Origin of the sequence: Pseudomonas sp. NPDC088444 (genome assembly GCF_044900175.1) — a bacterium.
In the GTDB taxonomy this organism is placed as follows: domain Bacteria; phylum Pseudomonadota; class Gammaproteobacteria; order Pseudomonadales; family Pseudomonadaceae; genus Aquipseudomonas.
In genome coordinates this window covers 339,279-352,441 of the sequence record NZ_JBJDNK010000005.1, presented here as the reverse complement: position 1 = coordinate 352,441, position 13,163 = coordinate 339,279, and the positions used below count along the sequence as shown (strand labels likewise).

9 protein-coding genes are annotated in these 13,163 nt (G+C 56.9%); 5 read left to right on the top strand and 4 right to left on the bottom strand.

Annotated features, from left to right (window positions below; translation table 11 throughout):
* Nucleotides 1-155: 155 nt before the first annotated feature.
* Together ACI2KB_RS12650 and ACI2KB_RS12645 are read left to right on the top strand one after the other, a co-directional pair.
* A complete protein-coding gene (locus ACI2KB_RS12650) occupies nt 156-2,054 on the top strand; it encodes an ATP-dependent nuclease (protein WP_404634939.1) in 1,899 nt (632 codons plus the stop codon).
* A complete protein-coding gene (locus ACI2KB_RS12645; protein ID WP_404634938.1) occupies nt 2,041-3,759 on the top strand; it encodes a UvrD-helicase domain-containing protein in 1,719 nt (572 codons plus the stop codon). Before ACI2KB_RS12650 ends, ACI2KB_RS12645 begins: the two co-directional genes overlap by 14 nt.
* Nucleotides 3,760-3,876: 117 nt before the next feature.
* Here ACI2KB_RS12645 and ACI2KB_RS12640 read toward each other — a convergent pair whose 3' ends face one another.
* Nucleotides 3,877-4,863: an AraC family transcriptional regulator gene (locus tag ACI2KB_RS12640; RefSeq protein WP_404634937.1), complete on the bottom strand. Its 987-nt coding sequence runs from the start codon at nt 4,861-4,863 to the stop codon at nt 3,877-3,879.
* A gap of 79 nt (nt 4,864-4,942) precedes the next feature.
* On the opposite strand from ACI2KB_RS12640, the gene ACI2KB_RS12635 reads away from it, so the two are divergent.
* The 3 genes from ACI2KB_RS12635 (at nt 4,943) to ACI2KB_RS12625 (ending at nt 11,291) form a co-directional block, all read left to right on the top strand.
* On the top strand, nt 4,943-5,917 hold the full coding sequence (locus ACI2KB_RS12635) for an SDR family NAD(P)-dependent oxidoreductase (protein ID WP_404634936.1): 975 nt from the start codon (nt 4,943-4,945) through the stop codon (nt 5,915-5,917).
* 1,009 nt (nt 5,918-6,926) lie between these two features.
* Entirely contained in the window at nt 6,927-10,586 is a 3,660-nt protein-coding gene (locus tag ACI2KB_RS12630; protein ID WP_404634935.1) for an autotransporter domain-containing protein, read from the top strand.
* Nucleotides 10,587-10,982: 396 nt separating this feature from the next.
* Complete coding sequence (locus ACI2KB_RS12625; RefSeq protein ID WP_404634934.1) at nt 10,983-11,291, top strand: hypothetical protein; 309 nt, start codon at nt 10,983-10,985, stop codon at nt 11,289-11,291.
* 96 nt (nt 11,292-11,387) lie between these two features.
* Here ACI2KB_RS12625 and ACI2KB_RS12620 read toward each other — a convergent pair whose 3' ends face one another.
* The 3 genes from ACI2KB_RS12620 to ACI2KB_RS12610 all read right to left on the bottom strand — a co-directional run bounded on the left by ACI2KB_RS12620 (nt 11,388) and on the right by ACI2KB_RS12610 (nt 13,106).
* The gene (locus ACI2KB_RS12620; protein WP_404634933.1) at nt 11,388-11,726 is read right to left on the bottom strand and encodes a hypothetical protein; all 339 of its coding nucleotides are present in this window, start codon (nt 11,724-11,726) and stop codon (nt 11,388-11,390) included.
* Nucleotides 11,727-11,997: 271 nt separating this feature from the next.
* Complete coding sequence (locus tag ACI2KB_RS12615) at nt 11,998-12,780, bottom strand: SDR family oxidoreductase (protein WP_404634932.1); 783 nt, start codon at nt 12,778-12,780, stop codon at nt 11,998-12,000.
* Complete coding sequence (locus ACI2KB_RS12610; protein ID WP_404634931.1) at nt 12,777-13,106, bottom strand: nuclear transport factor 2 family protein; 330 nt, start codon at nt 13,104-13,106, stop codon at nt 12,777-12,779. Before ACI2KB_RS12610 ends, ACI2KB_RS12615 begins: the two co-directional genes overlap by 4 nt.
* Nucleotides 13,107-13,163 lie beyond the last annotated feature (57 nt).

Here is a 13,163-nt window from a genome sequence, read left to right as displayed (position 1 = left end):
ATCCGGATTTGGGTATGCTTCGCATGTTCCAAGCGTTCTGAACCGGACGATACATGGCCGCGTAGATATTCTTTTTTTCGACCTTCCCCCAAAGCGACTTGTTGCATACCCCGGAGCAATAGGATTTCATCCGCGAAACAAGGATGGAGACCTTCATGTACCTCGCCGAGCTGACGATCAAGAATTTCCGCAAACTGCGTGACGCCCACCTGAAGTTTCAGCCAGGATTGAATGTGTTGGTAGGCCCCAACAATGTGGGAAAGAGCGCCGTAGTCGACGCGCTTCGAACCCTTCTCGCTGGTCATGACGAGCCTTTCCCCCGCCTTGATACATCTGATCGACACCGACCCATTCAAGGCGAGCCCGCGGGTGACATTACCTTCCACTTCGTCTTCAAAGGACTCAGTCACGAGGATGAAGCAGACTTTATTGCTGCGCTGCAACCATGCGAAGACAACACCATGGAAGCGCACATCCATGTCCGGTACACCGACGCGGATCTGACGGGACGGTTCAAGGTGAAACGGTGGTGTGGCGATCATCAGGAGATCGCGCTCACCTCCGATATGATGGAGAACCTTCGAGGCGTCTATTTGCAACCGTTACGCGATGCTGCTCAAGGCCTTCGCCCCAATCGCAACAGTCAATTGGCGCGGCTACTTCACCTTTTGACTGATGATGACGGGCGCCAGAAGATCAATGACGCGTTGAAAAAACTGGACGAAGAGCTTCAGTTAAACGAGTCAATCAAACACACTCACGCAGCGATTTCATCGCGTCATGGATTGATGATGGGTGAGCAACTTGCGCAGGCCCTTGCTGTAGGCCTAACGGCCACGGACTTCCAACGTCTTTCGGCGAGGCTCTCCATCACTGCTGAGGCGTTGGAAATCGAGCAGAACGGGCTTGGCTTCAACAACTTGATCTTCATGGCTGTAGTGCTGAGCGAACTGGCTAAAAATCCTGACGCAGCCTATCGGAGTTTGATTGTCGAGGAGCCTGAAGCGCATTTGCATCCCCAGTTACAGCGGGTGCTCCTTCGCTACCTCGCTAGCGTACCGAAAGGTGAAGGTGAAAAATCAGTCCAACTCTTCGTTACCAGCCATTCTCCAAATTTTGCCAGCAGCTCAAAGCTTGAGTCGTTGGTATGCCTGGTCGAGAACGAGTCAGGTGTGCAGACCTTCTTCCCCCGTGACGTCACTTTTGAAAGCGGCAAACGAGAAAAGCTGGAGCGCTATCTGGATGTGACGAGAGCTGAGCTGTTTTTTGCCAGGCGAGTAATCTTCGTTGAAGGCGCGGCGGAGCTCTTGCTGGTCGATGCGCTCGCCAAACTCATGGACCTCGATCTACGCAAGTATGGTGTAAGCCTCATCAGCGTTGAGGGTCTGAACTTCGATTCCTTCTTGCCGCTGTTCGGAGAAAACGGTCTGCGGATTCCAGTTTCAGTGATCACAGACGCCGACCCTTTCCAAGAGGTTGAGATTGACGATGGTGTGCAAGGCGAGTTGAACGACGAAGTCATCGAAGATCTTCTCGCCGAGGCTGGCTACCTTGAAGAGACTGGTGTGCCGGAAGATGAGGAGCAGGAGCCGGCTGTATCCGAAGCCGGAGGGAAGAAGAAAAAGGTCAAGCGCGTTGAAGTCTATCCATCCCTCGGTGACGAGGTAAGGATCTCCAGCAACACAGCGAAGATGAAGGCGCTGGAAGACACGTTTGTGAAAGTCTTCCATGGCTTGAAAACTCTTGAATATGACTTGGCGCTGCTTGAGGCGAACCACAAGGCTATGCTGGCAGCTCTTAGCGACCCTCATCCACGAATCGCCAAGGCGCTGGGCAAGATTGTCGCTGTTCAACCGGACAATACAGCGAAGGCCAAAGCTCTTTTTTGCGGGATGTTCGAGCGCAAGGACACCAGCAGCAATGTGCAAAAAGGCCGTTACGCTCAGGCATTGGCCGAACATCTCGCCAAGGAGCCCGGGTGTAAGGTCCCCGAATATTTGGCGCAAGCAATCAGGCACGTCTGTACGGGAGTGAGCAAACATGAGGCTGTCTGATGAACAGAAAAATGTCATCGACGCCGAGTTGGGGCCCATCTCCGTGACGGCATGCGCCGGAAGTGGAAAAACCTCTACGGCAATCAGACGCCTGATCGCGATTCGGCAGAAAATGGGAAAAAGCCGGGGTCGTGTCGTCCTGTTGTCATTCTCCAATGTTGCCGTCAACACGTTCTACAAGGGTTACCAACAACTCGCAGCAGCGCTGCCCGATGACGCCAACCGCAAGTTGGTAGAGGTCGATACGCTGGATGGTTTTTTTACGCAGCACGTACTTCGACCTCATGCCTATCGGACGATGGCAGCAACCAAGGCTGCATATCTCGTAGGCGGCTCCGAACCATTTCTGAGCAACTATCAATATTGGCCTGGGGGCGACGCCCGCCCGCTCGCGGTCAGGGAACTTAAGGTCGGAATGGAGGACGGGCATCTGTATTTCTTTATCGATACCCATGCCGGTCCAGAACGACTGATTACCAAAAAGGCACAGGACTCGATTAAAGGGCTTGGCGCCACAGGCGCTTACACCCATGAGTTCGGTCGCTATTGGGTCTATCGAACCCTGGTGGAGCAGCCGGCTGTGCTTCGTGCTTTAGCAACACGGTATCCGCAGATTCTTGTGGATGAGTCTCAGGATCTGGGTACATTGCATCAGGCCATCTTGGAACTCCTCATACAGGCCGGTGTAGCCGTCTCCCTCATCGGGGACGTAAACCAGGGCATCTACGGGTTCGCCGGCGCCGATGGCATGTTCTTGCACACCTACGAGGGCCGCGCCGGTGTCAAGCCGTTCAACCTGACACGAAATTATCGCTCTTTACCCCCGATCATCGATATCGCTAACCGATTGTGTGGCCGCAAGGATGAACCGGATAGAGATCCCGAGGCAGGGGGAGCTTATTTCGTTGGGTATAAAGACTCGGAGTTACCCAAGCTGTTTGAATCTTTCAAAGCCCGAGTCAGCGAATTGCAAATGCAGCACCACGACGCCGCAGTTCTCTGCAGATCAGCGGATCGAACTGTAGTGTTAGCTGGAAAGGTCACTCCCCCGGGACAGGGTAGCGTTGCGATGTTCAGTGAGGCCGCATTGCTACGGGACCAGCATGGGCGTTATCAGGAGTGCTTCAGACTTGTGTGCAGGGCCGTCGTCGACTTGCTGCCAGATGCGCCATACGGGCTAAGCTCCGAACTACAAGGGAGTCCGCACGAAGGGTGGATGCTGAGATTGAGACGATTGCTATGGGCCTTTATCCGCAACCAAGCCGCTGGGCTGCCTTCCTCAACCCTCGTTGCCAAGTCAGACTGGCATCCCAAGCTCGTTAGGAATCTCAAAATCCTGCTTGCATCGATCGAGAAGCAGTTTGGATTGAGGGCCATTAACACCCTTGGAAACAAGCTGGCAAAAACCAAGCTACTGGAGCTTCCGCTGGACTGCGGTGCTGCTGATAAGCAAGGGGTCGGGCTCAGGGTAGAAACGGTCCACCAAGTAAAAGGTGAGTCCATCGGGGCAGTGCTGTATGTGGCAAAGAAGCCCAATGTCCAGGCGCTGCTTGCAGGTACCGACAGCGAAGAGGGTCGTATCGGATATGTCGCAGTTACCAGAGCTAGGAATTTATTCTGGCTTGCTGTACCCAACTCTTGTCTTAAAGAGCTTCGCGAGGAGCTGCTTGCAACCGGCTTTACTGAGCTCCCGGCTCTAAAATAGCGATGCCTCACTGACTGGTCCGCGGACGACGGCTGCTCATAGGGCTTAAGAGAGCTGCCTGTGACCTCCTTTAGGTTCGCGGCACTCGGCTGGGCGGCGAACCCATCTTAAACGGAATTAGCCGTTCAGCGGATCAGATCTGAAAGAATAGTGCACATCCGGGCGCAGATCGTCCCCTCGCCTAGTTCGATACTGCCCGGGGGCCTCACCCATCACGCGCTTGAAGGCGGCCCGAAAAGCGCTCTCAGATGAATAGCCCACTGCATCGGCTGCCTTCGCGACAGAGGTGCCCGACCGTAGAACGCGCTTGGCAAGTTGCATTCGCCACCTCGTCAAATACGTTAGCGGCGGAACGCCCATCAACTCTCGGAAGCGTACGGTAAGAGACGTTCGTGACATGCTGGACGCCCTTGCTAGTTCTTCAAGACCCCAATTGCGGAATGGTTCGCTATGTAGGCAACTGAGCACGACACTCAAACGCGGGTCGCCAAAGCCCTTCAACCATCCATCATCACCTGCGGATGCTTGTGCCAGATAAGCTCGAAGGCTCTGTATAAATAACAGCTCTGCGCATCGAGACAGCATGATCGAATTCCCGGCACGCCCTCTGTCCTCCGTTTCCTTGACTAATTGCGCCAGCAACCAAGAGAGAGGCTCGGCTTCCGGGGCCACGCCTCGCACATGAATAACCGACGGAAGCCCATTCAGCAGAAGCTCTCGATGGTCAGCATCAATCGACACCGTACCTCCAAGCATTGCGAAGTCGTTGCCCAAACCGAGCCGGTAGCTTCCCGACTCATCTTTAGGCAGTGGCGCAGCCGTGGCCCCAGCGATGAATGCAACCTCACTCGCAAGATTCAGCTCCCACCGGCCGTTCGTGACCAACACATCTCCAGCCTCTGCATATCGAGGCTGAGTCATGTCGTTGAGGTAATACCAGCAGCCGCCTTCGGTGATGGCGTTGAACTTAACCTTGTCCAAGCTGGAAAAGCGATGCCCCCAGCATCCTCCCGCGATCAGCCGTCCAGATAAATCACACTTGGGCTGAAGGAAGTCGACGAGATCAGAAAGAGGGTCGATTGGGAGATTTGAACTATCACGCATAAAATTAGCACTTTCACGTCTGCTAGGTACATTGCTGCCAGCCTACCATACCGAGACTAACCTCTCAGGAATACTGGACATGCCCACCCCGCAATCGCCGATCAACTCTGGTTTCAGCGCAGCCTCCACAGCGGAGGACGTCATTAAAGGCATCAGTCTCAAAGGAAAGTGTGTTGTCGTGACTGGAGGCTACGCAGGCATTGGCTTGGAAACCGTCAAAGCATTACGTGGAGCCGGGGCCAAGATCATCGCGCCCGCTCGTGACCTGGTAAAAGCAGGAGTAGCATTCCAGACGATGCCTGATGTGGATCTACGCCACATGGATTTACTGAATCCAGACTCAATCGATGAGTTTGCCGAGTACGTGCTAAGCACCACCGATCAATTGGATGTGCTCATCAATAATGCAGGGGTTATGGTGCCACCCCTTGCCCGGGATTCGCGAGGGTATGAATCCCAGTTCTCGGCTAACCATTTGGGTCATTTTCAACTCACATGCCGACTCTGGCCCGCTCTGACCAAGTCAGGCAAATCTCGCGTCATCGCCTTGAGCTCATACGGTCACCGAATAGCTGGAGTCGACTTCGCGGATCCGAACTTCATGCATCGTGAATACGATGCCCGGGTGGCTTATGGACAAGCAAAAACCGCGAACGCATTGTTCGCCGTTGCTCTGGACTCAATAGGCAAGGCGTCGGGGGTGCGCGCGTTCGCAGTTCATCCAGGAGGCGTCATCACCGATCTGGTCCGCCACATGTCGGCTGAGCAACTTAAAGCCACCAACTTCATTGATGACCAGGGCAAACCGATCATCGACCCCGCTACGAACAAGAAGACGCCTGCGCAGGGTGCCGCGACCAGCGTCTGGTGCGCCACAAGCCCGTCGCTTGAGGGAATGGGAGGAGTTTACTGCGCGGACTGCGATATCGCTGCTGCATTGCCAGACGACGAATCCCCTGAGCTACATGGCGTCCGCCCTCGAGCAACGGACCCAGTTGCGGCAGGTCGACTCTGGCAACTCAGCGAACAGCTTACTGGCGCTCGCATTCCTTAGCAGCAGCCGCATCGATGGTGGCCTATCAGGCCCCATCGATCGCTATCATGAAACGAGGCCCCGCTCTCGCAAGGCCAATCAAGCTCATCGCGAGGTGTGGATGGCTACTACGCTCGTATAGCGTATCCGTCTGGCCAGTGCATCCTCCTGATGCTACCGCCGAAGGCCATGGTGTCCACATAATTAACGCAGACACCAATTCTAGCCTTTGATGCGGGCCTCTCATGCAGCGAACACGCCGTTCCTATCCTAAGCCCCTCAAAGCCCAAATCATCCAAGAGCGCGCCCAGCTCGGTGCCTCAATTGCCAGCGTCGCACTCAGCCGTAGCCTCAGCGCAAACCTCGCCCACCAATCGATGGGACAGCAAGCGAAGAAATGCACAGCCCTGCAACCTGCATTTGCTCCGCTACCTGGGTGGCTGGCCGGGGCAAACATGCACCCGCCAGCATCAAATATCTGCGTTGAAATCCAACGCTCGCGCGGAGCCATCAAAGTGATCTGGTCCACTGAATTGCGGCTGCCTGCTCGATGATCCGATCGACGCCGAAATCACTGCTACCGAGATCAAACTGAAAGCTGCGCGCCTAGGGCCGACGTTCACCGAAACCCGCATACATCCTAAGTGTGCAGCCTTGCCTCAGCAGTTTCCACGCACGGGTGATCCACCACGAGTCGGAGAACACCTAGTCCGCCTGCGGCTGTCCAATATAAATTTGCCGGACGCTTAACTCCGGGCAATAGCGCTATATTGCCACCATCCCATTGACAGCCCTCTTAACGCCTGACGAAAACGCCGTAGTCCCCAAAAGCAACGCTTTAAAGATTCATTCTGCGCAGTCGATATCGTACGAGTCGCCAGAATGGGCAGCATTGCGCGCGATCGGCTAGTCCGCACTCCGCTTCTGAATCAGGTTTCTCTGCATGTATTCAACACAAAAGCTCATCTGCGAACCGACATCGCTGAAAGGTCGATACGTTTCATCTAGGGTTTCCAGGCTTTTTGTGTTCATGGCACTCGCCATCTGCAGTCTGCTGTTTGATTCCTCATCGGCCTATGCATTGTCAGCGAGTTGCACGACGCTCAACGGTTTGAGCGGTTCGGGTAACTTTTCTCGCTCTTTTCCTGCTGGTTCCTTCGCCGCCGGCGAAAGCGTCTCGGTGATGTTCAGCGACAACGGCGGCAACGTCGGCAACAGCAATCCTTCCTCCGCCGACAACGTAATCCTGCGCAACCCGACCACCTTCTCTCCCTACTTCGACTACCGCAGCAATACCGGCAGTGCAGGTAGCCATGCGGGCAGCGCTTCGGCTACAGATCTGACCAACGGGCTGTTCATCAGCACCAAGGTCGGCACTTACCTGAGCACGGTGACCATTAACTGTGGTGCGGCGGTGTCCAACGATGCCACCTTATCTAACCTGATCCCCTCCGCCGGTACCTTGTCGCCTTCATTTTCGTCGGGCACCAGTACCTACAATGTCGCGGTCGGGAGCAACGTATCTTCAATCACCTTCACGCCGACGGCCACCGACAGTAATGCCACGATCACGGTCAACGGAATGAGCGTGGGCTCGGGTGCTACATCACCAGCAATCAGCTTGAATACGGGGTCGAACACGATCAGCGTGATGGGCACTGCCCAGGACGGCAGCACCACGCACCTGTACACCATCACGGTCACTCGGGCCGTCGCTGCGCCGGATGCGGGCAATGTGTCCGCGACCGTGGCTGCCAACAGTTCCGCCAATCCCATCACATTGGGCCTCTCAGGCGGTACCGCGACGTCGGTTGCCGTTGCGTCCGCCCCTTTACACGGGGTTGCCACCGCTAACGGCACGTCCATCACCTACACGCCGACAGCAGGATATTCGGGGACGGACAGCTTCACTTACACGGCGAGCAATACGGCGGGTACCTCTCAGGCAGCCACCGTATCCATCACTGTGACTCAGCCAACACTGGCGGTGACCCCAGGTTCCTTGCCCACAGGCCAGATCGGCACGGCCTACAGTCAATCGCTCAGCGCTGCGGGCGGAACAGCGCCTTACAGCTACGCAAGTTCAGGGACTGTTCCGACCGGTTTGAATCTTGACTCGGCCAGCGGCATCTTAAGCGGTACACCCACCAGTGTCGGTAGTTTCAACTTCACGATTACGGCCACCGACAGCCATGGCGCAACGGGGAGCACGAGCTATTCGGTCAGCATCGGAGCCGGCGCACTACCCGTCACCGGTGCTGTGTCCGCCACGGTTGCCGCCAATGCCAGCACGCCCCTGAACCTCGCGCTGTCCGGCGGTGCTGCCAGCTCGGTTGCTGTCGCCTCTGCCCCGCTCCACGGCTCTGCCGTTGCCAGTGGCACTACGATCACCTACACCCCCGTGACAGGTTACTCAGGCCCAGACAGCTTCACCTACACCGCCAGCAACTTGTCGGGCACCTCCTCCCCCGCGACGGTCACGCTCACGGTGACGGCGCCGACACTGGTGTTGACCCCGGCTTCCGGTGCGTTGCCTGCTGGCCAGGCGGGAACGGCGTACAGCCAATCATTCAGCTCAACCGGAGGATCGGCGCCTTATAGCTACACAAGCTCCGGAGTTCCCGCCGGGCTGACCCTCGATGCAGCCAGTGGCGCCCTAAGTGGTACGCCCTCAAATACTGGCAGCTACAACCTCTCTGTCAGCGTGACGGATCGACATGGTGCCGTTGGTAACGCCAATTACACGCTGAACATTTCAGCAGGGCCAGTGCCTGTGGCCAACCCGGTCTCCGCCGCCATTGCTGCCAATAGCAGCGGCAACATTGCGCTGTCACTGGCGGGGGGAACAGCCACGTCGGTGGCGGTTGTCACAGCCCCCATGCACGGCAGTGCGGTGGCCAGAGGCCTGACGATTTCCTACACGCCGGTCGCCGGGTTCTCCGGGACGGACAGCTTCACCTACACCGCCAGCAATGCCTCAGGCACCTCGCCGGCAGCGACAATCAATCTGACTATTTCGGCCCCTACCCTGATCGTTTCGCCTGCCGCCGGTTCGCTGCCAGCGGCAACAATTGGTGCTGGTTACTCACAAGCGTTGAGCGTAAGCGGTGGCAGCAGCCCCTATCGTTTCAGCGCCACCGGTCTGCCGTCGGGCCTTAGCATCGACGCCTCCTCCGGGAAAATCTCCGGCACACCCTCGCAAGCGAGTTCGGCGACAATTGTCGTGCAAATCACGGACGCCAACGGTGCGATGCTCAATGTCGCTTACAGCCTGAGCATCGGCGGCACGTTGCCAAGCGGCACCGACCGCAGCACATCCTTGTACGCCGGGCAGGCAGTCACCGTGAACCTCGCCGATGGCGTCAGCGGCGGGCCATTCACCGGAGCGGCATTGCTGGACACACCCTCCAAAGCCATGGGACAGACGACTCTCAGCGGGACGAACCTGACATTTGTGGCTGCCGCACAAGCTTCAGGCGCAGCAATCATCCGCTACACCCTGAGCAACCGCTGGGGTGCATCGCAACCCATCACCCTGACGCTGCAAGTGGCCGGCCGCTCCGACCCGAGCAAAGACCAGGAGGTGATCGGCATGCTCGGCGCCCAGGCGCAAAGTGCGGCACGTTTTGCCCGGGCGCAGATCGACAATTTCAACGACCGCCTTGAGCAACTGCACGACAAAGAGAACCGTCGCGGCAGCAGCTTCAACTTGCAACTCGGCTTGCCGCAAGCGCGCCAGTCACGCACCGGCAATACCAGCGCCTCGGATATGTATCAGGCGCTGTCGTCACTCAGTGGTAGCGACCGCACAGCTTCCCCACAATTGTCCGCAGCGCCCGGCTCAAGCAGCGGATTGCTGGGAGATGAGAACCTGATGTTCTGGAGTGGTGGCTACGTCAACGTCAGCGATACCCGCCATGACGATGTGAAGCTCGACAGCACCATGGTTGGCATGAGCGCCGGCGTCGACTATCGCTTCTTCGATGCCTTCACCGCCGGCATCGGTTTCGGGTATGGCCGGGACTCCAGCGATATCGGTTCCCAAGGCAGCCACAGCAAAGGCGATTCCTTCAGCGGCGCGATCTACGGAAGTTTCCACCCGGGCCGGGTGTTCATCGACGGTTTGCTCGGCTACAGCAACCTGTCGTTTGACAGTCGCCGCTATGTTGCGGACAACGGCGGATACGCCAGGGGCTCGCGTGACGGCGATCAGCTCTTCGGCTCGCTCAGTTCGGGTTATGAGTTCAGAGAAGACACTTGGCGTATTGCACCATATGGCCGTGTCGACGTGTCATCGACCAAGCTCGATGGATTCCGCGAATCCGGCAGCGGCGTGTTCGACCTGGCATACGCGGCACAACGCATGAACGTTTTATCCGGAACCGGTGGCCTGCGCGGACAATACGGTTTCTCGCTGAAACCGACCGAGCTTACCCTGCGTGGCCGCCTCGAATACAGCCATACCTTCAGCGGCAACAGCACGGCGCGCATGGGTTACGCCGACGTCAGTGACTCCACTTATGGCGTGTCCACTCAGGGGCAAAGCGAAAATTTAATGACCGTCGCGCTGGGAGCTGACTTCTCGCTGCCCGGCGGTTTGACAACAGGCGTGACCTATCAAGGCTCATACGGCTTAGGGGACAGCTCCAGATCCCATGCGCTGATGCTCAGATTGGGAACGCGATTCTGAAATCGAGCAGCGGTTTGCAGCATTCGCCTTCAGAGGCTTAAGCCATGTTGATCACACCGTCTGCGCCGACACTCAGCGACGGCAGGCCCAGCACTAAAGCCTGGAGTTGTTCACTGTCGGACTCGAGCTCGCAGCCATGGCGAATGCTGAGCCAGTGGAGCTTGTCTCGATTCAGCCGCCGCGCTGCAAGCCAGACGCCCACGCACGCCTTTAATGCTGGAGTTCGGAAGGTGAGTTCGCCGGATGCTCACCGTATAGCCCGAATGCTAGGAGCTTGAGCATCGACTTCGTTGAAGAGATATAGACCCGCCCATTGCACCGTTTGGGGATATCAAGACTGAAATCTCGGTCTGTTAGGATCGACAATCGCTAGGGATCCCAACAGGAGATACGCCGATGATCGCCGCGACATTCACGCTGGTTTGCACAGGATGGGGGATTCTTCTAGGCACGTTCGCTGTGTTGGTCCTTGGAATGGCCAAGCGTTTGCTCGAAATTTCTCTACCTTCATGCTCCACCTCACTGGTTTCTGGCGCTTACTGGGCTTCGGTGTGCGTGGGCTTCCTGGCGCTACACTTCAATTATGTGAGCGATGACTCCATCGGTCGCCACGGATGGGCGATGCTGGGTTTTTATTTCGGAGTCGCGGTCCCATTTGCTCTCGGCTCAGAGCGCGTGCGATCCATCATGTGGAAAGTTAGCTAAGCCCTGCTCTGCCCGTGATACCCAACTGACAGACACATGACTTCCACAACACTGCAGGAAGTCGGGCGCTCGTAGAGAAAACTGATCCATCCGCGGCTAAAACGGATATCCGTGCCAAAGAATGGCATTCAACAGAGCGATAACTAACGCTCCCGGCCATCCCCGACGGGCAAGGGAGGAGGAAACGGCGTAAAACAGCACAGATACATTTCCAAAAATAAAAGGAATTATGAGTAAAAACACATCACCATTGCCCAGCCCTCCGTAAGCTGCGGTGACGAGCCAACTCGCCACCGACGCATACATGGCCAGCCCGTCGCTCCTGCGCAAAGCATCTGAAAAGAATGTCGAGATAGATTCGTCGCCGGCCACCCGCCCTACGTCTTCTATTGCCTCAAACGAGTTCGTAAAGTCCGATCGTCCCGTAATGGCCATGTTCCATCTCCGATATGGATCAACAATTACTGGCCTCAGGCCATAGCCATCGGGCCGCCTGAGGACCATCTGCCTCAAGGCTGCCCACAAGACTTCACTAAACGCCTCCTCCTGATGGGACGATTTGTTGACCAAAGCCTTCCACACTATCGACATATGGTAGTCGCCATTCCCAACAGGTGCCTGATGATGCGCAAATAGGTCTCTACTTACGCACCTCAAAAGACCTGGGTGAAAATCTCCACATCAGGCATTGGTGTTTGTCTATTGGTCAAAGCGATGAAACGGTACCTCCGTCGATACGATGCTCAGACCCTGATATTGAGTCAGCCCGCGGTGACGCCAGGAAGGTAATCAGGTCGGCAACCTCCTGTGGCTTGGCCGGCCTGCCTAGCGGAATTCCACCGATCGATTTCATGACGATTTGCCTGCCTCCTTCATAGTCCGTTCCAGCCTGGTCCGCCAGCCGCTGCGCAAGCCTCACAGATGCCTCTGTTTCTATCCAACCGGGCGCGACACTCAATACACGAACACCTTGGGGCATGACTTCTTTCGCCAAGGATTTGCTGTAAGTGGTGAGTGCTGCTTTGGCCGCAGCGTAAGCAGTCGTGGATTCCGGCAGGGGCATCATGCGCTGGATTGAGCTGACATGGATGATCACACCTGAGCCCTGGGCCAGCATGGCGGGCAGTAAAGCGCGGTCCAGACGGACTGCGGGCATCAGATTCAAGTTCAGTTCATCTAACCAGTGCTCATCACTGATGGCAGCAAAGCCACCTCCGGGCGTATTCGAACCACCGAGCACATTAATTACGATGTCGATACCATCCCATTTCTCGAGAAGGCCCTGTGCAAGGTGAGCTACCCCCTCAGCCGTCGACAGGTCCGCACGGAAGTAGGTGGCGCCTTCCACAGGTCGTGCCGACACGTCGCGAGCCGCTGTCGCCACCAAGGCTCCCGCACTCACCAGATTCTGCACGACCGCAGCGCCAAGACCCATCGTCCCGCCGGTGACCACTGCCCGTAGTCCATTGAGTTGGAGATCGAAGCTCATAGCGTGATCTCCAGATTTGCCACCAGACCGCGCTCGAGGCGAAAGACGAATTTCAGATCAATCGGGCTGCTGGCAAAGTTGCCAGCTACGTGACTGTGGACGGTATGAACACCGTGTTCATGCTCGATCAAAAAGGGCTCGTTGGTGCAGGTATAAAGGGTCACTGCCTCGGCTTTCCAGGCCTTGATAGCCTCGCGGCCAATATGCGTCTGCCCTTTGTCTTTCACGACTCCCTGCGCTGTGAAACAGCGGGCGACGGCCTCGGGACCTTGCATATCCGCCGCGAAATACGCGGCGACTGGACCGGGGAGAGTAAGCGCTGACATAGTGGACTCCTTGATTGAGATGGCTCACAGGATGCGTCTCGGCAGCCCTTTCAAGAA

Excerpts from the sequence above, each read along its gene's own strand:
- ACI2KB_RS12625 (WP_404634934.1), top strand. The coding sequence starts at position 10,983 with ATGATCGCCGCGACATTCACGCTGGTTTGCACAGGATGGGGGATTCTT.
- ACI2KB_RS12620 (WP_404634933.1), bottom strand. The coding sequence starts at position 11,726 with ATGGCCATTACGGGACGATCGGACTTTACGAACTCGTTTGAGGCAATA.
- ACI2KB_RS12645 (WP_404634938.1), top strand. The coding sequence starts at position 2,041 with ATGAGGCTGTCTGATGAACAGAAAAATGTCATCGACGCCGAGTTGGGG.
- ACI2KB_RS12615 (WP_404634932.1), bottom strand. The coding sequence starts at position 12,780 with ATGAGCTTCGATCTCCAACTCAATGGACTACGGGCAGTGGTCACCGGC.
- ACI2KB_RS12640 (WP_404634937.1), bottom strand. The coding sequence starts at position 4,863 with ATGCGTGATAGTTCAAATCTCCCAATCGACCCTCTTTCTGATCTCGTC.
- ACI2KB_RS12635 (WP_404634936.1), top strand. The coding sequence starts at position 4,943 with ATGCCCACCCCGCAATCGCCGATCAACTCTGGTTTCAGCGCAGCCTCC.
- ACI2KB_RS12650 (WP_404634939.1), top strand. The coding sequence starts at position 156 with ATGTACCTCGCCGAGCTGACGATCAAGAATTTCCGCAAACTGCGTGAC.
- ACI2KB_RS12630 (WP_404634935.1), top strand. The coding sequence starts at position 6,927 with ATGGCACTCGCCATCTGCAGTCTGCTGTTTGATTCCTCATCGGCCTAT.
- ACI2KB_RS12610 (WP_404634931.1), bottom strand. The coding sequence starts at position 13,106 with ATGTCAGCGCTTACTCTCCCCGGTCCAGTCGCCGCGTATTTCGCGGCG.